The organism is Dysgonomonas termitidis, from assembly GCF_054657735.1.
The window spans coordinates 46,292-66,903 of record NZ_BAAHYD010000002.1; the positions used below are offsets into that span (position 1 = coordinate 46,292).

Genomic DNA, 20,612 nt, shown 5'->3' on the forward strand with positions numbered 1-20,612 from the left:
TAAAATAAATTATGTTTGTATAACAGTAATATGAAAAAAACAATCTTTGTATTTCTCTCTATTTTATTTTCCTGTATAGGCGTCAATGCCATTAATAATGCCAGATGGATAACGGTCCCTTCCGGCGATGCAAACAAGCCCAATACATGGATTTCCTTTCGAAAAGATTTTAACATAGAGAAAGTGCCATCAAAGGCATTGACTCAGATTGCCGTAGATAGCAAATACTGGTTTTGGATAAACGGGCAGATGGTTATATTTGAAGGAGGGTTAAAGAGAGGGCCGAACCCCAGAGATACATATTATGACGAAGTCGATTTGGCTCCCTACTTAAAGAAAGGCCAAAACAAGATAGCAATACTTTTATGGCATTTTGGAAAAGAAGGTTATTCTCATAAAAACAGCGGTAAAGCAGGATTGATCTTTAATCTGAAAGAAGGAAATATAGAGCTAATCAGTGATAACTCATGGCTATGTAAAATTCATCCGGCCTATGGTAACACGGGAGAGCCATACCCGAATTTACGTTTACCCGAATCGAATATTCACTTTGATGCCAACAAAGATATAGCAAATTGGCAAACTGAAGATAGCCGCGGGAAATACGGATTTGTAAATGCACATGAAATTGGAAAATGGGGTGATGCTCCATGGAATACATTAGTAAAACGGCCTATCCCGCAATGGAAAGATTTTGGAATAAAAACAGTTAAGTATAAGGATATCGAGCGTAAGAAAGGAACTGGAAAGGATACTATTATTGCAGCTTTTCCTTATAATATGCAGATGACTCCGGTTTTAGATGTAACAGATAAAAAAGGTGGTAGTTTAATTTCTATTTTTACGGATCATTTATATGGAGGCAGTGATGTCGGCATACGGGCTGAATATGTAACAAAGAAAGGAAAGCAAACTTATGAGTCAATCGGCTGGATGAATGGGCATAAACTAATGTTGGTAGTACCCTCGGATGTTACCGTAAACAGTATAAAATACAGGGAAACCGGATATAATGCTGATCCGGTTGGATCTTTTTCTTGCGACGACGAATTCTATATGCGTTTCTGGAAAAAAGCATTGCGTACACTGTATGTAAATATGCGTGATACATATTTTGATTGTCCCGATAGGGAACGTGCCCAGTGGTGGGGCGATGAAGTTGTACTGATGGGAGAAAGTTTCTATACTTACTCAACCCCTATCCATGATTTGATGAAAAAAGGCATTCATGAATTAATAGGATGGCAAAAGGAAGACGGTGTTTTACATTCACCGATTCCGGAAGGTAATTATGGAGTGGAGTTGCCCGGACAAATGCTGGCAAGTATAGGGCATTATGGTTTCTGGAATTATTACATGAACACTGGAGATAAACAGACAATACAGGATGTTTATCCCGGAGTGAAAAAATACCTGTCTCTATGGTCTCTCGATGATACAGGTTTAACAGCTTTCCGCCCCGGAGCATGGACTTGGGGCGACTGGGGTAATAACCGCGATATGCGGCTTATCTATGCAGGCTGGCATTACCTGGCATTAAAGGGTGCAGCATCGATGGCCGATTTATTAGGTTATACCAATGATGCAAAGGAGTACAGGATCATTATGGAAAAGGTGAAGGACGGGTATAATCAATGCTGGAATGATAAGGCCTACAGGCACCCTGAATATAAGGAGGAAACAGATGACAGGGTACAGGCGCTTGCCGTTATATCCGGTATTGCAGATCAATTGAAATATGATGCTATATTAAAAGTTTTCGAAACGGAATTTCATGCAAGCCCTTATATGGAAAAATATATAATGGAAGCATTATTTATGATGGGACAGGGAGAATATGGGGTGGAAAGATCCAAGAAACGTCTGTCAGCAATGGTGAACAATACAGAGTACACAACCTTGTTCGAAGGCTGGTATATCGGAGACATAGGAGAGCTTGGCGGAGGTACGGTAAATCATGCATGGAGTGGTGGAGCTTTGACTGTCATAGCCCAGTATATATGCGGTATCTATCCTCTTGAAGCAGGCTATAAGGTGTTTAAAATAGAACCAGAACCGGCTACATTCAAAACAGCTTCTATTAGCGTTCCTTCCATAGCTGGGATGATAAAGTCGAAATTTGTGTCTTCATCCAAAGAGTTTACATTAGAGGTTGTAGTTCCCTATGGTACTGAAGCTATTATATATCTGCCTGTTGGGAGAGAAAGGGAAATTACTATAAATGGGAAAATACCTTATGAGAATGAATATAAGACAAGCTCGAAATACTTATATAAAACGAAAGTTTCATACCAGCTTCCTGCGGGAAATTATAAGATTTCAGTGAAGTAACTTATCTGTATATTGAATTTTTTCTCTATTTTCAACAACTATCATACAATCAATTTCATCGCGGAACTCATTTTGACTGTGATTTACCTCAATTCTATTGAAATAAGTGTCGATTCTTAATAGGACCGGGTAGGAACAAAGAAAGGCTATGCATGAGCTATTACGCTATGGCCAATAGGTACCGCCATTCATACTTTTGCCATCGTTATAGAAGAAACCGTTTTGTTGGCATGCTTACCAACTCGCGAAACTTTGTTTCGTATCCTCGCCACGAATACTTTCGCCGGATTAAGTGTAATCTTATTGGCAATGACATGGAGCAGGGATTCCTGCCTGAAGCGGGAATAGATACGATAGGTAAGATGGTCGAAAATATATCATATTACACCGCAAAACATTTTTTTAATTTCTGACAACATATAGATACATTATATGAAAAAAGTAGTAACCTTGGGAGGAATTATGTTGCGTTTAGCAACACCAGGCTATCAATGCCTTATACAAAGCGCAAACCTTAATGTTACCTTTGAAGGTGGAGAAGCAAACGTAGCTGTTTTGCTATCTAGCTATGAAATTCCAACGGACTTTAGACCTCGTCAACCTAAAAATGATATCGCAAAATGGTGTATATCTGATTTAAGAAAATATAATGTTGGTGTCAATAAAATTACCGTATTAGTGTTAAATACTCCTCCCAAATGGTTCGGTGTTACTTCTGCAAAAGATAAACCGGATGTGGTACAAGGCATCCGGGAGTTAACTGATGCCGAGATCTATCCTGAAAAACTCTTTTAATATTGCATTTATTATAGCTTTTCGAAAAAATATGACCCATACCTACTTTCATAATCACAAGAGAAACTATTAGAACGAAATAAACCAATGGAATATACTGATAATAATGCTGTTTATAAAGATGTACATATATTTCTCGAAACGGCATCCGGAACATTCCTGTCCGAGATACTGATAAATACTGTGGTATTCAGCTTTTACAATAACAATTTAAAGGTACTTTTACTTCAAACCGGGGAAGGGTGCTGTTATTTTTTACCTGAGGGATATGTGTTTAAGGATGAAACAATAGATGACGCGTCGTTACGTATATTGCAACAGTGCTTCAAATTAAAGGATATATTATACAATGAACAGTTTCACATATCGGACGAAACCGGACAGGTAAACGAAAATATCTTTTCGGTAATGTTACGGTTATCCGGTATTGAGATTCCGGAGGACAGTTGGGTAAACACCAGGAAAGTATCGGTCTGTTATTATTCTTTAGTCGACAGGTTCAAAGTATTCCCTACGGCGCAGGATTTATTCTCATCTAAATTAGTATGGGTCGATATCCGGGATATCTCCGAACTTGCATGCAGCCACAAGGATATTATCAGTAAAGCCGTATTGAAATTGCAGGAAGACATGGATAGAAAACCGATCGCGTATAACCTGCTGAATAAAACATTTACCTTAAAGGAGTTGCAGGGGCTGCATGAAGCGGTTTTCCAGAAAAAGATCGTCAGCGCTAATTTCCAAAGGAAAATGTTATGCTCGAACCTGTTGGAACGATTAGGCAAGTTGTATGACGGAAGATCCCACAGGGCTCCGTATCTGTATAAATTTAAGGCTAAAACTAAAAGCAAGCGATAAAGAAATTAAAGGATTAGCTGAAAGGTAGCTAATCCCGTTTTCCTATTGTAAATTTTTGTTCATCCGGGTCCGTGCCTCATCCTGGTTCGTCGCTTTATAATAATGCTTATATATGACATCTGGACTATTGCCTGCATATCCGGCGACCTGGACAGGATGGAAACCGTCATCCAGCATTTTGGTTATAAAGGACCCCCTGGCGGAGTACCATGTTATTTTATCTTTATAATCCAGTTTCTTCCTTACCTTTTCGAGGGTTTTATTCACTCGTAAGGAAATACTTTCCACCCTGTTCTTTTTTTTCAGGTTAGTTTGATGTTTATAGGTAAAGATAGGAAAAACATAATCCTGGTAGGAAGCGGATATATATTTCCTTATTATAGCTTCGGCCTTATTTACGAGTGGAACATTGGCGTCTTTTGCTACTTTGCTCCTTTCATATTCTATAAAGCTATCCTTGATACAGCCTTTTTTCAGGTGGGCGACATCCGTATTACCTATCCCGCCTGCATAAAAACTAAAAAGGAACAGGTCGATATGGAATAACTGCTTCTTTGTGAAGCCATTTTTATCCATCCGCTCTATTTCCTGTATGACATAATAAGGGATTGTTTTAGGTATAAATTTGTTTGTCTTCATTTTTTGATCGACACATTTGAATATTCCGGTAGTTGCACCAGGTATTTGCCTCTGTGAAGCATAATTGCATACCGCTTTTAATTTCTTCAGCTTTTGGATCACACCGCCTTTGTTGCCTTTTTCGGCTCCTCTGACTTGAAGGTATACTGTATAATCGTTCAAAAATGTTTCATTCAGGTTTGTAAAATAATAAGAAGAAAAGCCTTTTTTATATTTGTCCCTCGTAAAATTACTTAATGAATTTTTAAGCAGTTTGTATTCTTTTACATTAGCGGAACTTCCTATGATCTCCCCATTTTTGAACCTTTCTTTTTTACCGAACTCTTCGATCAATTCATCGATCATTCTGATAACGGACAGGACTTTAACTTTTTTTGTTTTTACCTCCGGGGTATCAAAACAATTTGACCATTGGGCCGGCGTCCAGCTTCTACCCTCCAGTTCCCATTCTTCCGCTACTTTCAGATATTTTAGTTTCGTTTCTGAGAGGAGGTTGTTTTTTACTTGGTTTTCAGCATTCCGGGTCTTGAATGTCTGCTTACTTTGATCCCATTCTTTGTAAAGCCCGGTAATGTTTAGTACTTTTTTTGCTCTGCAATAACCGCTTTGATGAAAAATCGCAGTTACCTTGACCATCTTCTTGTTTTTGGGATGAAAAATTCCTTTAAAATTTATTGAGTACATATTTGAATTTGATTTATTTCAATATATAAGGTTAGGAGACAGGATGCAATTATTTGTAAAATAAATTTGTTTTTTTCATTGTCCATATTTACAAATATTGCCACACCACTAATATTCACAGGCTTATTCATCATTCTTCCGTATATTTTTAACACCTAAATAAGATTTTAAATGCTTATCAGGAATAGAGGCCCTCCTCTTAGTCTGTTTTTCATGATAATTATAAAAAACAGTTTTATTACAAAAATTTAAAATCAACATCTATGAATATTGAACAATCAAAAACAGAATTATTCAACAAATATGTATTACCGGAAAAGGATTTTATCTACCGGGTATGTTTAAAATACTCCAGGTCGGAGTATGAATGTAAAGAATTCTATAGCGAAGTATTATTCCGGATTTTCAAGGCTATTGATACTTATAATCCCTTACTGCATATCCGGCCCTGGTTATATACCATTATTACACGGATGATTGGACGCTCACGGACAAAATTCCAAAGAATGAATTTCATTGATATTGAAAACCTGCAAATACCATCGGATGAGAATGAAGAGGTTTACTTCAGAGACCTAAGGACTGATGATTACAAACAATTCTTTTCAGATGATATAGTAGAAGCTCTTGGCATGATAAAGCCGGCGTCCCGCAAAGCCTTATTATTACAACAAGCCGGATACAGCATGGATGAAATTGCCGGTGAATTGTACAATTCAAGGTTAATTAAATCAAATAGTACAGTGTCCGCAAGGTATTATTTACGTGTGGGGCAACAGTGACTGGCCAGGTCGCTTTCTCCTGACGGGAAATTATTGAGTAAAAAAACAAATAAACAAGAACATATGGCAAAATTAAAATCAGAACTGGATAAATGGATATCTATGCCGGACAAGGACTACCTCCTGCTGGTAGAAGACCATATTATGATGACTGCGCTTAAAGCTGCCGGTATAGAGGAGTTACCTATATACAAAGCCGCTGAAAATATTTTGAAAAATAACAGGATTGAAATTCATTTAAAACCAATAAAAAGCAGATATAAATAATTATGAGAAAGAGTCCTTATAAAGAGCCTAAGCAGGTCTTAATATTTAACAATGCAAAAGTATTAATAGCTATAGTCCGTTCTTTACACGCTGCTTCCGAGTTAAGTTTTTGTAATTTACAGGCAATATCTTTTTGTTGCTTAGGGAAGTATATTTCAACGGGTGGATATTATTTTAGACATGTTCATCCTGATATTGCGGTTGAACCGGAAGACCTCGACAATTTGAAGTTGGAGGAATATGATAGAATGTGTGGCGAAGAGAGATTGTATTACTCCTCCCGCCAATTGGCCAGGAAGAGAATGTTAGGGCAGGAACGCCGTAAGGCGAAATGGAAAAACCGGGATATCAAATAATGTGAGATAAACCAGTGAAATACGGCAAATCTGCTGATAGTTTTGCCGTATTTCTTATCTGTAAGCATGCCAGCAGGGACATTCACAGAAGAGAATCCAATTTATTATTAAGTTCCTCCCTCTGGGTTACAATGTAATAGTGTTTGTATATAACATCCGGGCTGTTCCCCGCATGTTCAGCAACCAGTTCGACAGGGTATTTTTCGTCTATAAGTTTTGATATATATGTTCCCCGTGCAGAGTTCCATGTTATCTTCCCTTTATATCCGATATTTTTTGCAACCTTACGGAGGGTTTTGTTTACGCAGTCTGAGAATCCGCTTACCCTGTGAACCTTTTGGGTTTCCGTCTGATGCCTGACCTGAAGGATTGGCAAAACATAATCACCATAGCACTGCCCTTTATATTTATTGATAATATCAACAGCTTTTTTTAATACCGGCATCCGAGCTTCTTTTGTCGTCTTCATCCGTTCATAAACGATTTTACCTTCATTGAAGCATTTATGGGTAAGATAAATTACATCGATAGGACTCATGCCGCCTGCATAGAAAGAAAAAAGAAAGGCATCTATATTCAGCCTTTGTTTTTCTGAATAACCGCTTAGGTCTAAGCTTTCTATCTTTTGTATATATTTATAATCAATGGTTTTAGGCGTTGTTTTTCCTATACGCATTTTATCCTGGACAACGACAGATGCGCCTTTGTTCACGCCGGGGATATTTGCCTTGTCGGCATGGGTAATGGTTGCCCTTAACGATTTCAGGCGGTTGACGATACCTCCCTTATTGCCTTGTTCCAGCCCCTTCTTTTGAAGGAAAAATGCATAATCCCTGAAAAAGTTTTCATCTATATCGGGAAAGAAGTAAGTATGGAAACTCCGGTTGTATGTTTTCTTTGTAAATTCAGCCAGGCTGTTCTTTAACGATAAATACAACTCGAAATTTGATGAACCTTTGATTATCCCCCCATTCTTAATCCTTTCTGTATTTTTAAAGCGTAAGATCAATTCATCCAAAAATACGGAAACACTCTTTACTTTTGTCACCTCTTTTTTAGTTGTATTTATATCAAAATAATGAGACCACTGGACTGGCGACCAATCAACCCCTTCCAGTTCCCACTGCTCCACAACTTTAAGATACTTTAGCCTTATAGCCATCAGAAGCTGGTTCTTTTCCGTTTCTTCACTGGTATTACCTGCGAAAGACTGGGCATTTTGGTTCCAGCTTTTTCTTTTGCCTGTGATTGATAATACTTTGGGAATCCTTGCGTAACCGGTTTTAAACAGAATCATTTCTATCCTTACCAGTTCCGGATTCTTTGTATTTGCTTTGCCTTTAAAATTTACTGAATACATATTAATTCGTTTTAAGTGCCCTTATGTAGTCTCAAAATTGCCTACATGAAAAAGGTACTAACGAATAGGTAAGGCCTAACCAAAAGGATTAAAAACCAGTAAAATTTAACATTTTAACAGTTTTAAGCTATTAGTCCGGCGTTACGGCTATATGATTAAATAATTGTTATTCAGATTGTTATTCGTAGAAAAGTCAATGTATCTCTAAATTCTTAGGCTGTCTTCTGGCTTACTCCATTTTTGAATTGCCTTCCCAATATTCAGTCAACAGTGAGCAGTTAACAGTTAACAAAAATGATAACGAATAACTGATGATTGATGGCTGTTAATCAGTGGCTATAAGTTTTGTTCAAAAAATATCAGTGATTAGTATTAACCGTTCACTGAAAAGAGCTTACAGCAGCGGGTCTGCCCGGGATTCTCACCCGGTTCCCTTTTCACCATCCTTTAAGAACATAAAGGATGACACCAAAACCATGACAAAGGTAGATATTTTATCTTAAATTGCTATATGACTGGCAGTAGAAAATTTATTTTGTATGTGTAGATGTGATAGTTCCATGCAATGGTTATTATTCCAGATGACGACCGCCGCACTTTTTAATGATTTTCCGACATCGATTAACCGCTGATTGCTGCTACCTCTGAAGATAAGGGATTCATCTTTTAATGATTCAACATATCGCCCGTCTACAAGTACATCTATGTAGGGAAGTATCCGGGATAGCCTTTCCGACCTTATGATTTGTTCATAAATATAGCCCGTGTAGCACCAGATGTTTTTATCTGTTTCGGATTTGATCCTTCGGGCTAGTTCTGTAAACCCTTCTACCTGCATAAAGGGATCGCCTCCCGTAAAAGTTACATTGGAAAACTCGGATTCCTTGAGTTTCTCCAATAAGCTATCAATGGAGTATGCTTTACCATTCCCGATATCCCACGAATGGGGATTGTGGCACCCTTTGCAAAGGTGTGCACACCCGGCGGCATAGATGGCAGTCCGGAATCCGGGGCCATCTACAGTGGTGTCGTGTACGATATCCAGTATCGATATATTGCTATTCATGGACAATACGGTCATTAAGTTCAGCAAGTTTTGCGCTATTCCATCTATCGGTAGTGCCTACCAGATAGCCTGTTATACGTTGCAGGCGGTCTATCTGCATGCTTCCGCAACGGGGGCACTCATTTATTTGTGTAGCGGCATTTTCGTATCCGCATTTCAGGCAACGGTTCCGGTTATGGTTCACCGAGGCGTAGCCGATATTATATTTATCCATCATATCTACAACAGTCATAATAGCTTCTGGATTATGAGTCGCGTCGCCATCCATCTCGACATAAAATATATGTCCTCCACGCGTAAGATCGTGATAGGGAGCCTCTATTTTAGCTTTCCGATGTGCGCTGCATGAATAATATACAGGTACATGATTTGAGTTTGTATAATACTCCCGGTCTGTAATTCCTTCAATAAGTCCGAAATCTTTTTTGTCGCGTCGTGTAAACCGCCCGGCAAGTCCTTCGGCGGGAGTGGCCAGTACGCTATAGTTGTGCTGATATTTATCAGAAAATTCATTTACCCGGTCTCTCATATATGTTATTATTTCCAGACCTAGTTTCTGGGCGGTTTCGTCTTCTCCGTGGTGCTTGCCGGTAAGGGCAACCAAGGCTTCGGCCAGCCCGATGAACCCTATGCCAAGTGTGCCCTGATTGATAACTTTCTCTATTGTATCCTCACCTGCCAGCTGCTCGCAACCTTCCCATAGCACCGACATTAATAACGGGAATTGTTTGGGAGCGGCTGTCTTTTGGAACTCGAAGCGGCGATGCAATTGGAGGGCGGCCAGCCCGAGCATCTGATCCAGTTTCCTGTAAAAGCAGTCGATCCGTTCCTTCTCGTTTTCTATGTTTCTGCATTCCAGAGCAATGCGTACCAGATTGAGTGTAGAGAAAGAAAGATTGCCTCTGCCTACCGATGTTTTCTTTCCAAAACGGTTTTCAAATACGCGGGTACGGCAGCCCATTGTCGCCACTTCATATTCAAAACGGCGGGGATCGTTCTCATTCCATTCTTCATGTTGGTTGAATGTCGCGTCCAGATTCAGAAAGTTAGGGAAGAAACGATGTGCGCTCACCTTGCATGCCAGTTGGTATAAATCGTAATTCCGGTCTGTTGGTAAATAGCTTACTCCCCGCTTCTTTTTCCATATCTGTATCGGGAAAATGGCTGTTACTCCGTTGCCCACGCCTTCATCTGTGCTGATTAACAGTTCCCGCATGATGCATCTTCCTTCGGCAGAAGTATCCGTTCCATAATTAATAGAACTGAATACCACCTGATTGCCTCCCCGGGAGTGTATGGTGTTCATGTTATGGATGAAGGCTTCCATCGACTGGTGTACACGGCTCACTGTACGGTTTATGGCATGTTGGATAATTCTTTCGTCACCATGTAATCCGGTCAGGTCTTTTGATAAGTAATCCTCTATTGGTGTTTCGTAAAGGTGTTTGTAGTCCAGTCCGTTTATCTGTTCCAGCACTTTTATTTCTTCAATAAAACTACGCCTGACAAAAGGTGCCAGATAAAAATCAAAAGCAGGGATGGACTGGCCACCATGCATTTCATTCTGGGCTGTTTCCATGGATATGCAGCCAATCATGCTCGCTGTTTCTATACGTTTGGCAGGACGCGATTCTCCATGTCCGGCATTGAATCCATGCTGAAGTATCTTATCTAATGGGTGCTGTACACAAGTGAGGCTTTTGGTCGGATAATAGTCCTTGTCGTGAATATGTAAATAGTTTTGGCGGACGGCTTCTTTTACTTCCGGCAGCAGCAGATAGTCGTCAACAAAAGGCTTCGTAGTTTCACTCGCGAATTTCATCATCATTCCTGCCGGAGTATCAGCGTTCATGTTGGCATTTTCGCGTGTGATATCGTTCGATTTGGTCTCTATGATTTCGAGGAACATGTCCCGTGTTTTGGCCTTTCGGGCAATGCTGCGCTGGTCGCGGTAAGCGATATATTTTTTAGCTGCTTCTTTCCGTGGGCTTTTCATCAGTTCCACTTCTACCATATCCTGGATTTGCTCTACGGTCATTTGCTCGTTACCCTGGCAAGAGATAAAATCCGTGATGCGTCTTATCAGGGAAGAGTCTTCTCCTTGTTCGGTGTGTAACATGGCTTTGCGGATAGCTGCCATTATCTTTTCTTCATTGAAGCCGACTATGCGTCCGTCTCTTTTTATGACTGTCTGAATCATGGTTGTATTATGTTATGAGTAAAAGAAAGTATTCGACCCGCTTTCGCGTCGTCAATTGTTGATTAATGATACATTGCTTCAATGTAACTGACGGGGATAGAGACCAAAATAGGCGAAGAGAGATTAAAGATGTAAAGTCACCGCATATTCTATTCTATCGCTTTTCTCCCGAAAGCTACGAATGTATACACGGCAGGTCTTCTGACTTATTTCCCGGTTAGGAGCCTTCCCAATGTTCAGTTAACAGTGAGCAGTAAGCAGTTAACAAAATGATAACTGAAACTGATGACCGGTAACTGTCGATCAGTGGCGTGAGGGCCTAACCTTTTCTTGAAATTTACAGCTACGGGGATAGTTCAGGACTTGCACCTGATTCCCTTTTCATCTGATTTTATTTCAGAACCGTATATGGTAACAAAGGTAGATTATTTTTTTATATGGTTTTCAAAAATGAGATTTATTTATTGAAAAATAATGCCAAAGTTTCCCGAAATAAATTCTAAGTTATACAATATTAGATAAATAAAACTTTTATATTGTTGAAAAGTTTCCTAAATTGGATAATTTACGATATTAATTTATCTTTATTCCGGATGATTTGCCGATAACTACAGAAAAAAATATTTTCTCAAAATGTTATTATTTCGATTTTTTATTCCAACTTTGTATCTGATTATTGGTGTTACAAGTCCGCATCTTCGGATAAGTAATGAAAAAGGGAATCAGGTGCAAGTCCTGAACAGACCCGCTGCTGTAACCTCTTTTCAGTGAACAGTTAACAGTCATCAGTTAACATTCATTGATGTTGTTCCGAGCGATACCCAATGCCACTGGTCGACAGATAACTGTCTATCGGGAAGGCTGCACGGAGCAAGAGTGAGTCAGAAGACCTGCCAGTAATAGTATGATTTTGTCTTTCGAGGATTAGAGGCAAGTTGGAGAAGTAAAAATTCATGTTCGGATAAAGCTGGTTTTGTGCAACAGTCAAAGTTGCATTGTGTTGGTTATATATGATAACTAAGATCCCTGCAAGAGCCGCCGACAGAATCACTTATTCTCCCGGAGATTAATTTTATAAAGCAAACAAAATGGAAAATGTTTTGCCGGAGGACAAAGGTATGTCCGCTACAAAATTTGCCGATCTGATTTTGGAGGTCAGTACGATTCTGTTAGAGTCAGGCGCTCACTGTGAACGTATAAACCGGAATGTGCAACGTATTGCCGATACGACTTGTTTTAAGGTGGAGATGCTTCTCTCCTTTACTGCTGTATCGGTAACGGTTACAGATCGTGAAAATCCCGAAAATACAGTAACCGGAAACAAGCGGGTGAGGCATCATGGTGCGCATTTCGGCGTATTGACAAATACCAGTTTGTTAACATGGAAGCTGTTTGAGAATAAAATTTCGTTGGGTGAGCTGGAAAATTGCCTGAATGAGATAAAAGCCGCACCTAAACATCCTGTTTGGCTGATACGCGTTTTTATCGGGGTAGCATGTGGTTGTTTATGTTTGCTTGCCGGAGGCGACTGGATGGACGGAGCTTTTGCCTTTATAGCGTCACTCATGGGGCTTACAGTGCGTCAGGAAATGGTAAAAAAGGGTTTCAATCTGATGGTTGCCGTTGTATGTTCTGCTTTTGCGACTACAACGATCTCCGGCATGAATGTATTGTTCGGTTGTGGCTTATCGCCCGATATATCGGTAGCAACCGCTGTCCTGTTCCTTATACCGGGGGTCCCGTTGATTAATTGTATTATAGATTTGCTGGAGGGGTATATACCCACGGGAATTGCGCGTGGGGCATTCGGCGGCTTTATTTTGTTATGTATAGCGATCGGCATGTTTATGAGTATGTCATTGATAGGTATTAATAATTTTTAGAGATGATGATAGATATATTAAGAGATGCTTTTCTAAGCTTTTTTGTAGCAATAGGCTTCGCGCTTCTTTTCGAGACCCCCCGAAAAGCTTTGCTGATTGCAGGATTGTTAGGAGGGGTAGGGCATTGTATCCGGTTTGTGCTGTTGCAATTGGATTATGGTTTGGTCGCATCTACACTTTGCGGGACTGTATTTATCGGGCTTGCCGGAATTTATTGCGCCCACCGTATACATACGCCTCCTGTCGTTTTTACGCTTCCTGCCTGCATTACGATGATTCCCGGCTTATATGCATACCGCACGATGCTCGGTTGTATCAGGATATACGAAGAGGGGATGGATAATAAAGGTTCGTCATTGCTGCAGGATACCGCATATAACTTTATTCTTACCTCTTCGCTATTGTTTTGTCTGGCGATCGGTATTTGCATTGCCGCACTCGTTTTTCGTAAAAAAAGTGTGAAAGATATAAAGAAAATCAGGGATTTGGGTATAAAGATTTTTTGAACTAATAAAGACTTGAATTCATCAATTGAGATGCTTATAAGCATTTCTTCCTGAAGGCAGGGGATGGCTAAAGTGTTAAGAATATCTAACCGGATGTAATAAACCGGGAATGGGGGCGACTAACCTTTTGTAGGTGGCTTTTATTGCTTAATTAGATAATAGCCGGGATTTAATAATGCATTTCCTATTATAACTTATTCTTGTTGTTTTACTTACTGATACAAAGAGTTGGCTCGTGTCCTTAAAAAAGCTTATAATCAAGGATTAATTAAAAGGGAAATCCTCTGGAAATAAGTTTTTATGTATATTTGTAAGCTTTAATCAATTAAATTAACAAATACTCAAATATGAATATAGCTCTCATCGGATATGGTAAAATGGGACATGAAATAGAAAAGATAGCTGTTTCGAGAGGTCACAATATTGTATCTGTCATAGATGTAAATAATACGGATGATTTCGGTTCGTCCGCGTTCAAAAGTGCTGATGTGGCAATCGAATTTTCTACGCCTGACAGTGCGATAGATAATTACAGAAAATGTTTTGCTGCACACGTTCCTGTAGTTGCAGGAACAACAGGTTGGCTCGAACATATGGATGAAGTGAAAAAAGCGTGCTCGGAAGGCGTACAGACTTTCTTCTATGCATCGAATTATAGCCTGGGAGTAAATATCTTCTTTGTGTTAAATAAGTATCTGGCACGGATAATGAATAATTATCCGGACTATGATGTGAAGATGGAGGAGATACATCATATTCATAAATTGGATGCTCCAAGCGGAACAGCTATAACGCTTGCAGAAGGTGTAATTGAAAATATCAGCCGCAAGGAACGCTGGAATCTTGAAGTTGAAGAAAAACAATCAGATCTGGCTATCCATTGTATCCGTGAAGGAGAAGTTCCCGGCATACACGAAATAATATATGAGTCGGATGCCGATATTATCAGCATCAAGCATGACGCGAAAAGCCGGAAAGGGTTTGCTTTGGGAGCAGTTATTGCCGCTGAATTTACCAAAGGTAAAAAAGGCTTCCTGGGAATGGATGATATGCTTAAATTTTAAAATAAGGTCGTAAACCTACTTTTACTTACAATATGGAAAATAACACTAAAAAAGATGGCGCGCAGCAAAAACGCAAATCCGGCGTAAGGCAATGGATATATGCCGTTCTTGCATGTATATTGTGTGTCTTGTTTGTTATCTGGACAGGATACTGGGGAGTCCTGATTCTCATTCCCGTTTTTATAGATATCTATATTACGAAATTTATCCCGTGGGGAGCATGGCGCAATGCTAAGAATCCGCATATGAGGAAAGTGCTCGACTGGGTAGATGCTATTGTTTTCGCATTGGTAGGTGTATGGATCATTAATACATTCTTTTTCCAGAATTACCAGATACCGACTTCATCTCTCGAAAAATCGCTCTTAGTAGGAGATTTCCTTTGTGTAAGCAAGGTTAGTTATGGGGCGCGTTCCCCGATGACTCCATTCTCACTGCCATTGATGCAACATACGTTTCCTGTTGGCGGATTTAAGTCGTATCTCGAAAAACCGCAGTTGGAATATAAACGGTTTGCAGGCACAGGGCATATAGAACGCAACGATATAGTCGTGTTCAACTATCCGTCCGGAGATACGGTAGCGCTTAATTATCAGAATGGGGATTATTACGGGCTGGCTAAAAGGGTTGGGCGTGATGTGGTATGGAATGATAAAAGGACATATGGGGATGTAGTCTACAGGCCTGTAGACAGACGGGAAAATTATGTAAAGCGGTGTGTCGGGTTACCCGGAGAAACTATAGAACTTATAAATGATATTGTTTACATAAATGATAAACCGATTGCCAGTCCCGAAAACATGCAGCTATTGTATTTTATCCAGACAGACGGTACTGAGATAGCTGCAAAGATATTTGAAGAATTAGGCGCCAGTGAGGATGACTATTTATATACCAACAGTATGGGGCAAAAAATGGTATATTCATTTAATCCCATGGGTATAGAAGGCGCGGACAGTCTGAGGCTGGCCAGTCTCGGATTTAAGTATAATAATGGAAGTTTCGGCCTCGCGTATCAGATTCCTCTGACAAAAGCAATGGTTGAAAAAATAAAAGAAAAACCTTTTGTGCTGACAGTCTTTCCAATGAATGAGTTTAAGAAAAAAGCAGGGATCAAGCGTGATGTTGATAATGGCGACTATGTATATCCTATTACATGGACTCAGGATTGCTATTCAGGTGACTTTCCTAAAATATGGATTCCTAAACGTGGCGAAACTATAAAATTTGATACGGATGTGGATTATAAAGTTGCGGCTTATATCCGCTGTATCAAAAATTATGAACATAATGATTTTGACTATCGTGACGGCAAAGTGTATATCAACGGGCAACAAGCCGATTCTTATACATTCAAATATGACTATTACTTCATGATGGGTGATAACCGCGATAATTCTGCCGACTCCCGTTCCTGGGGATTTGTTCCCGAAGATCATGTCGTAGGCAAACCGTTGTTTATATGGTTGTCTCTGGATAAGGATAAAGGATGGTTTAGCGGTAAGATTCGCTGGAACAGATTATTTACATCGGGGAACAAAAAATGAGCCAGTCCCCTAATCCCCCGGAGGGGCCTTGCAGGGAGGGTAAGGATGAATACTTGTTGACCGTAACTTGTAACTGCCCGTAGGGCGAAGTAACCTGTAACTAATTCAATGTCGTCAAAAAAGAAAAATATATACGTTTATCTGGGCAAAGTAATTCTTGTTACTTTGCTCATTGTTTTACTGGTGCGTAGCTTCTTTCTTGAATCATTCTCGGTTTCCTCTGCCCAAATGGAGACTACATTGCTGAAAGGAGATAAGATACTGATTAATAAAACGGCCTATGGCATCCGTATGCCGGTAACTTTATTGAGCATTCCATTTACATTTGACAAGATATTCGGCATGAAAGCATACTCTACAGCCCTGCAAGCGCCTTATAAAAGGTTCTTTGCACACGCTGCGGACAGAGACGACATCGTGCTTTTCAATAATCCTCTGGAAACAGATAAACCTTTGGATAAGCGAAGCTTGTTGCTTAGCCGTTGTATTGCCTTGCCCGGAGATTCTATCCGGATAGAGAGTGGATTGTTTATCATAAACGGAAGGCCGTATCTGAGCAGCCCTGGTACAATAGAAGAATATTATTTCAGGGTATCGGCCAAAAAAGAATTGGAAGATGTGGCAAAGGGAATGCATATACCTATGCCTTTAGGTATAGGGCAAGGGGATAGTATAATCACCCAATTGAGTAAATACGACGCATTTGTGCTGAATGAAAGTTTGTCGGATTCGCTGACACTTGTTCCCTGCAAAAAGGACACTCTGCAAAGCCACACATTCCTGATTCCATTCAAAGGGAAGATAATAGATTTGAGCGAAAGTAACCTTGTCGTATACAAGCAGATAATTTTGCAGGAACTGGAAGGACAAGATGCTAAAATTGAGGACGGTGAACTGTTGATAAATGGTATAAAACAGACCGGCTATACATTCGAAGACAGTTATTACTGGATGTTGTCCGATAACAGGACTTATTCTACAGATTCACGTTCCATCGGGTTCATTCCGTTCAGTAGTATTATTGGTAAAGCATGCCTGATCTGGCATAGTTCGGACGAAAACGGTACAAGGGCGGAACGTTGTTTCTCTTCCATAAAATAAGTGATAGATGAAATTAAATGATATATACCTTTCTTCAGCATACCTTGCCCCGGTTCAGTATTATACAAAGTTTCTTCTTGCCAACCGTATTTTTATAGAGCAAAATGATAACTATATAAAGCAGACATACCGGAACCGTTGCACTATTGTCTCGGCAAATGGCGGAATATCCCTGTCTATCCCTGTCGAACACTCCTCGAAAGACAAAACATTGATGAAAGATATCAGGATTGCCGGACATGGTAACTGGCAGCATATGCACTGGAATGCTATTGTGTCGGCATATAATTCGACACCTTTTTTCGAATACTATCAGGATGATTTTTATCCGTTCTATCATAAAAAATATTCCTTCCTGTTCGACTACAATAAAGAATTAAATGATCTGATTCTCCGGTTACTGGATATAAATCTGCCTCAGATAGAATATACGGCAGCTTATAAGACCGAACTTGCAGATACGGAGTCCGATCTCAGAGAGCTGATTCATCCCAAAAAAGATTGGAAATCGTTAGACCCGGATTTCTCTCCCATACCGTATTATCAGGTTTTCGAACAGAAATTCGGATTCATTGCTAATATGAGTATCATTGATCTATTGTTCAATATGGGAAATGAAAGCCAGATAGTGCTTGCTGGTTCGGTGAATGAAAGATTATGAGCTTTTGGAAAATAGTTTATTTGTATAATAAGCTGTTCGGCATTAATTTATAGGTCTTTGGACCGTTGGTTGTTAATTTTTTTCGACGAGTAAGTATAGGATAATAGCTATACACATTCTCTATTTGTTATCTTTCCACTTATTATCGGGAATAGATCTGTATCGTCCCCAGAATTTGTAATGGGTTAATGATGAATATGAAATGAGCTTCCCAATCCATTTTGTCTTGAGGAAGAGATGCTGTAACCTGTACAGTGCGAACAGCAATAGCATGAAGATGGATGTGAAGATGGCTGATCTTATAAAGCCGGATTGAATATTGCTTGAGATAAAATGATGTATAAAGCAGGATGACGCAAATGATGCTGTCAGTGAGACGGTGAGAAACAATCCGTGTGCGGTTTCGATCGCTTTCTTTGGGCATTCGTTCATGCATTTCATACAGCTTTCGCACTTGTATGTCCAGAATGGCCGTGAGCCTGTATCCCTGATTGCTTTCACAGGACATTGCTTTATACATGAGCCGCAGTTGTCACAATCGGGAGAAGCATAGAAAGATTTTGCGAGGGCAAACCGTCCGACAAGGTAATAGGCCAAAGCAACAGGGGATATGAGAATATCCTGCACGATGTCCTTGTCAGAGGCAAAGTCAGGTTTGCCGGATAATATCTTTTGGCAGTGCTTTTCGAGACGTGCATAATTTTTCTGGTGCAGGAATTTTACCGACTTGCCGTTCAATGCCGGATGAATGGATATCCAGTTTGAAGGCATGTCGAAGGGGATTTGTCCTGTGATATGATAGCCCTTTTTCTTCAGGATGAATGCGGATAACATGAAACTAATCCCTGTAAGGCCGGGAGTAATGAAACGACCGATTCTGAGTCCGGCTCTGGTGTTCATCAGCACCACCTTGTTTTCCCCTTTTGGAAAGCGGCGGATAAAGTCAAGAGTTATCCTGGGGTAGTTAAAGCCGTGTACAGGCGAGATGATAACAATCAATGTCCCGTGTTCCGGTACTTGTGTCTTGGAATTGATTTTTGAAATATCTGTCAATTGACATTCAATTCCGCTGTTAACAGCAAATCCGGAAAACCACATAGCCACCCGCCGGGCGTTGCCTGTGCCCGAAAAGTAAAACACATGTGCTTTCCCGAGTTTGTCCATGTACAGAACAGGTTTTTATTTTTCTGCGAGGAGTTCGTCTATTACTTTATTGAAGTCTTGCTTAAACTCTTCGTAGAACAACCCTGTCGCCGGACCGTTGAAGCCGGTGTGTATCTTGCGGACTTTACCCTTCTTGTCGATAAAAATAGTAGTGGGGTATCCCATTATTTTGCTTACCTGAGGTAGAGCTTTGGCAGTTGCATCATCGCCCAGCTTACCCGCGAATAAGATATCATATGTGGTATCGTAACGTTTCGCCAGACGGGAAAGAACTGTCTTTACATATTCAGGATCATCTTTACGCTCAAAGGCGAGGCCTATGATTTCCACGCCGCGATCTTTGTTTTCTTTATACCATGGCGATAAGTATTCCATCTCGTCGAGGCAATTAGGACACCAGCTGCCAAGTATGGATACAATCACAACCTTGTCTTTGAACTTAGGATCGGATAACGATACTTTATTGCCCTCGATATCTGGGAAGGTAAAATCAAGACGGTCGAAACCCTTTTTCATGTACGCAAGGCTGTAAGGGTCGGCGAGTGCCGCTTCGGCATTACGTTTTCCAATGAGCTTAGTTACGCCCCTGGTAGTGTAAAACTCTCCCGTAAAGTTATCGCTCCCTGCAAACCGGCCTTTAATCAGGTAAGGACTTAATCCGGCAAAGGCAGAGAATTGAAAGCCATCGTTTGTTAATGCACCTTCAAGATAACGAAGGTCTCCGGCATTGGTAAGTATAGAGCCTGTAAGTATATCCCCGCCCTGATTGAATATGCCTACATTGCGTGCCGTATCGCCTTTCGGGCTGATGAAATCAATGTCCCATTTTCCGGCCAGAGATGTTGTCGCAGGAGTTGCCGCTTTTTCGAAGCGGGGTGCGTCCGTTTTCACTGCGGAGAAAGGCACGCCTTCATCGCCGCCTTCGACAAAGAGTTTTATAAATCGTCCGTCGAATTTTCCGTTGCTGATGACACCTCTTATTTCAGCATCATAAGCTTCGATGGGAATGATTACTGTATCAGTAGAATAGCGGATGCCTTTGAGTGGTACGCGTTCAGCTCCGTTAATCAGATATACCGTGGCAGAGTCTGTCGCAGCATCTGCGACATCGAAGAGGAACGGGAATTTCTCACCGGAGACGGAGAACTCGCCGCGCCATTTGCCATCGGCCAGTCTGTTATTTACTTCCTTGTTGCATGAGGCCAGAGAGATCAGCCCGGCCAGGCTTGCTATTATATACTTTTTCATATGCTAAAAAATTAGTCCTGACCATTCTTGCCCTGCCATAGTTTGTGGTAGATCTTATGGGAGTAATTACACCACATTTCCGGGGCAGCAGGCGAAGAAT

Annotated in this window: 18 protein-coding genes, 1 pseudogene and 3 riboswitches; of the genes and pseudogenes, 13 read left to right on the plus strand and 6 right to left on the minus strand. The window is 40.4% G+C overall.

Translation table 11 applies throughout. The annotated features are described in order from the left end of the window. The first annotated feature begins 30 nt into the window (after positions 1-30). The 4 genes and pseudogenes from ACYQ3L_RS04615 (at position 31) to ACYQ3L_RS04630 (ending at position 3,984) form a co-directional block, all read left to right on the plus strand. Positions 31-2,331 (plus strand): alpha-L-rhamnosidase-related protein, encoded by a 2,301-nt coding sequence (locus ACYQ3L_RS04615; protein ID WP_380001142.1) that lies wholly within the window; start codon positions 31-33, stop codon positions 2,329-2,331. Between the two features lie 215 nt (positions 2,332-2,546). Continuing rightward, positions 2,547-2,744 (plus strand): annotated as a pseudogene (locus ACYQ3L_RS04620) (glucuronate isomerase); the annotation flags it as partial. 19 nt (positions 2,745-2,763) lie between these two features. Next, positions 2,764-3,126, plus strand: a complete 363-nt coding sequence (locus ACYQ3L_RS04625) for a carbohydrate kinase family protein (RefSeq protein ID WP_380001140.1) — start codon at positions 2,764-2,766, stop codon at positions 3,124-3,126. Positions 3,127-3,213: 87 nt separating this feature from the next. Next, a complete protein-coding gene (locus tag ACYQ3L_RS04630) occupies positions 3,214-3,984 on the plus strand; it encodes an NUDIX hydrolase (RefSeq protein WP_459952354.1) in 771 nt (256 codons plus the stop codon). A gap of 42 nt (positions 3,985-4,026) precedes the next feature. On the opposite strand, the gene ACYQ3L_RS04635 is transcribed toward ACYQ3L_RS04630, so the two are convergent. Then, positions 4,027-5,259, minus strand: coding sequence for a phage integrase SAM-like domain-containing protein (locus tag ACYQ3L_RS04635; protein WP_459952355.1), 1,233 nt, complete (start codon positions 5,257-5,259; stop codon positions 4,027-4,029). Between the two features lie 311 nt (positions 5,260-5,570). On the opposite strand from ACYQ3L_RS04635, the gene ACYQ3L_RS04640 reads away from it, so the two are divergent. The 3 genes from ACYQ3L_RS04640 (at position 5,571) to ACYQ3L_RS04650 (ending at position 6,712) form a co-directional block, all read left to right on the plus strand. Continuing rightward, positions 5,571-6,089 carry an RNA polymerase sigma factor gene (locus tag ACYQ3L_RS04640; protein WP_459952356.1) on the plus strand — a complete coding sequence of 173 codons (519 nt, stop codon included), beginning with the start codon at positions 5,571-5,573 and terminating at the stop codon, positions 6,087-6,089. Positions 6,090-6,152: 63 nt separating this feature from the next. Further along, positions 6,153-6,356: a hypothetical protein gene (locus ACYQ3L_RS04645; protein WP_459952357.1), complete on the plus strand. Its 204-nt coding sequence runs from the start codon at positions 6,153-6,155 to the stop codon at positions 6,354-6,356. Between the two features lie 2 nt (positions 6,357-6,358). Further along, positions 6,359-6,712 (plus strand): hypothetical protein, encoded by a 354-nt coding sequence (locus ACYQ3L_RS04650; protein ID WP_379995923.1) that lies wholly within the window; start codon positions 6,359-6,361, stop codon positions 6,710-6,712. 82 nt (positions 6,713-6,794) lie between these two features. Here ACYQ3L_RS04650 and ACYQ3L_RS04655 read toward each other — a convergent pair whose 3' ends face one another. The 3 genes from ACYQ3L_RS04655 to ACYQ3L_RS04665 all read right to left on the minus strand — a co-directional run bounded on the left by ACYQ3L_RS04655 (position 6,795) and on the right by ACYQ3L_RS04665 (position 11,338). After that, positions 6,795-8,072: a phage integrase SAM-like domain-containing protein gene (locus ACYQ3L_RS04655; protein WP_459952358.1), complete on the minus strand. Its 1,278-nt coding sequence runs from the start codon at positions 8,070-8,072 to the stop codon at positions 6,795-6,797. A gap of 198 nt (positions 8,073-8,270) precedes the next feature. Continuing rightward, a riboswitch (cobalamin riboswitch) is annotated at positions 8,271-8,560 on the minus strand. An 11-nt stretch (positions 8,561-8,571) separates the two neighbouring features. Then, on the minus strand, positions 8,572-9,138 hold the full coding sequence (gene nrdG / locus ACYQ3L_RS04660; RefSeq protein ID WP_379994715.1) for an anaerobic ribonucleoside-triphosphate reductase activating protein: 567 nt from the start codon (positions 9,136-9,138) through the stop codon (positions 8,572-8,574). Further along, positions 9,131-11,338: an anaerobic ribonucleoside triphosphate reductase gene (locus ACYQ3L_RS04665; protein ID WP_379994713.1), complete on the minus strand. Its 2,208-nt coding sequence runs from the start codon at positions 11,336-11,338 to the stop codon at positions 9,131-9,133. Before ACYQ3L_RS04665 ends, nrdG begins: the two co-directional genes overlap by 8 nt. A gap of 174 nt (positions 11,339-11,512) precedes the next feature. Beyond that, positions 11,513-11,760: riboswitch (cobalamin riboswitch) on the minus strand. A gap of 238 nt (positions 11,761-11,998) precedes the next feature. Next, positions 11,999-12,250: riboswitch (cobalamin riboswitch) on the plus strand. 176 nt (positions 12,251-12,426) lie between these two features. Between ACYQ3L_RS04665 and ACYQ3L_RS04670 the strand changes: the two genes are divergently transcribed. The 6 genes from ACYQ3L_RS04670 (at position 12,427) to ACYQ3L_RS04695 (ending at position 18,100) form a co-directional block, all read left to right on the plus strand. Next, on the plus strand, positions 12,427-13,221 hold the full coding sequence (locus tag ACYQ3L_RS04670) for a threonine/serine exporter family protein (protein WP_379994710.1): 795 nt from the start codon (positions 12,427-12,429) through the stop codon (positions 13,219-13,221). 2 nt (positions 13,222-13,223) lie between these two features. Further along, entirely contained in the window at positions 13,224-13,727 is a 504-nt protein-coding gene (locus tag ACYQ3L_RS04675; RefSeq protein ID WP_379994707.1) for a threonine/serine exporter family protein, read from the plus strand. A 347-nt stretch (positions 13,728-14,074) separates the two neighbouring features. Then, the gene (gene dapB / locus ACYQ3L_RS04680) at positions 14,075-14,791 is read left to right on the plus strand and encodes a 4-hydroxy-tetrahydrodipicolinate reductase (protein WP_379994705.1); all 717 of its coding nucleotides are present in this window, start codon (positions 14,075-14,077) and stop codon (positions 14,789-14,791) included. A gap of 32 nt (positions 14,792-14,823) precedes the next feature. Next, positions 14,824-16,338 (plus strand): signal peptidase I, encoded by a 1,515-nt coding sequence (gene lepB, locus ACYQ3L_RS04685; protein WP_379994703.1) that lies wholly within the window; start codon positions 14,824-14,826, stop codon positions 16,336-16,338. 108 nt (positions 16,339-16,446) lie between these two features. After that, a complete protein-coding gene (lepB, locus tag ACYQ3L_RS04690; RefSeq protein WP_379994700.1) occupies positions 16,447-17,439 on the plus strand; it encodes a signal peptidase I in 993 nt (330 codons plus the stop codon). Between the two features lie 7 nt (positions 17,440-17,446). Further along, the gene (locus tag ACYQ3L_RS04695) at positions 17,447-18,100 is read left to right on the plus strand and encodes a WbqC family protein (RefSeq protein WP_379994698.1); all 654 of its coding nucleotides are present in this window, start codon (positions 17,447-17,449) and stop codon (positions 18,098-18,100) included. Positions 18,101-18,220: 120 nt separating this feature from the next. Here the strand turns inward: ACYQ3L_RS04695 and ACYQ3L_RS04700 are convergent, their stop codons facing one another. Together ACYQ3L_RS04700 and ACYQ3L_RS04705 are read right to left on the minus strand one after the other, a co-directional pair. Continuing rightward, complete coding sequence (locus ACYQ3L_RS04700; RefSeq protein ID WP_379994696.1) at positions 18,221-19,264, minus strand: EFR1 family ferrodoxin; 1,044 nt, start codon at positions 19,262-19,264, stop codon at positions 18,221-18,223. A 15-nt stretch (positions 19,265-19,279) separates the two neighbouring features. Next, the gene (locus ACYQ3L_RS04705; protein ID WP_379994694.1) at positions 19,280-20,512 is read right to left on the minus strand and encodes a TlpA disulfide reductase family protein; all 1,233 of its coding nucleotides are present in this window, start codon (positions 20,510-20,512) and stop codon (positions 19,280-19,282) included. Between the last annotated feature and the right edge of the window lie 100 nt (positions 20,513-20,612).

Excerpts from the sequence above, each read along its gene's own strand:
- ACYQ3L_RS04630 (WP_459952354.1), top strand. The coding sequence starts at position 3,214 with ATGGAATATACTGATAATAATGCTGTTTATAAAGATGTACATATATTT.
- ACYQ3L_RS04640 (WP_459952356.1), top strand. The coding sequence starts at position 5,571 with ATGAATATTGAACAATCAAAAACAGAATTATTCAACAAATATGTATTA.
- ACYQ3L_RS04695 (WP_379994698.1), top strand. The coding sequence starts at position 17,447 with ATGAAATTAAATGATATATACCTTTCTTCAGCATACCTTGCCCCGGTT.
- ACYQ3L_RS04675 (WP_379994707.1), top strand. The coding sequence starts at position 13,224 with ATGATGATAGATATATTAAGAGATGCTTTTCTAAGCTTTTTTGTAGCA.
- ACYQ3L_RS04655 (WP_459952358.1), bottom strand. The coding sequence starts at position 8,072 with ATGTATTCAGTAAATTTTAAAGGCAAAGCAAATACAAAGAATCCGGAA.
- dapB (WP_379994705.1), top strand. The coding sequence starts at position 14,075 with ATGAATATAGCTCTCATCGGATATGGTAAAATGGGACATGAAATAGAA.
- ACYQ3L_RS04705 (WP_379994694.1), bottom strand. The coding sequence starts at position 20,512 with ATGAAAAAGTATATAATAGCAAGCCTGGCCGGGCTGATCTCTCTGGCC.
- ACYQ3L_RS04635 (WP_459952355.1), bottom strand. The coding sequence starts at position 5,259 with ATGGTCAAGGTAACTGCGATTTTTCATCAAAGCGGTTATTGCAGAGCA.
- lepB (WP_379994700.1), top strand. The coding sequence starts at position 16,447 with ATGTCGTCAAAAAAGAAAAATATATACGTTTATCTGGGCAAAGTAATT.
- ACYQ3L_RS04665 (WP_379994713.1), bottom strand. The coding sequence starts at position 11,338 with ATGATTCAGACAGTCATAAAAAGAGACGGACGCATAGTCGGCTTCAAT.
- ACYQ3L_RS04615 (WP_380001142.1), top strand. The coding sequence starts at position 31 with ATGAAAAAAACAATCTTTGTATTTCTCTCTATTTTATTTTCCTGTATA.
- ACYQ3L_RS04670 (WP_379994710.1), top strand. The coding sequence starts at position 12,427 with ATGGAAAATGTTTTGCCGGAGGACAAAGGTATGTCCGCTACAAAATTT.
- ACYQ3L_RS04700 (WP_379994696.1), bottom strand. The coding sequence starts at position 19,264 with ATGGACAAACTCGGGAAAGCACATGTGTTTTACTTTTCGGGCACAGGC.
- ACYQ3L_RS04650 (WP_379995923.1), top strand. The coding sequence starts at position 6,359 with ATGAGAAAGAGTCCTTATAAAGAGCCTAAGCAGGTCTTAATATTTAAC.
- ACYQ3L_RS04625 (WP_380001140.1), top strand. The coding sequence starts at position 2,764 with ATGAAAAAAGTAGTAACCTTGGGAGGAATTATGTTGCGTTTAGCAACA.
- nrdG (WP_379994715.1), bottom strand. The coding sequence starts at position 9,138 with ATGAATAGCAATATATCGATACTGGATATCGTACACGACACCACTGTA.
- ACYQ3L_RS04645 (WP_459952357.1), top strand. The coding sequence starts at position 6,153 with ATGGCAAAATTAAAATCAGAACTGGATAAATGGATATCTATGCCGGAC.
- lepB (WP_379994703.1), top strand. The coding sequence starts at position 14,824 with ATGGAAAATAACACTAAAAAAGATGGCGCGCAGCAAAAACGCAAATCC.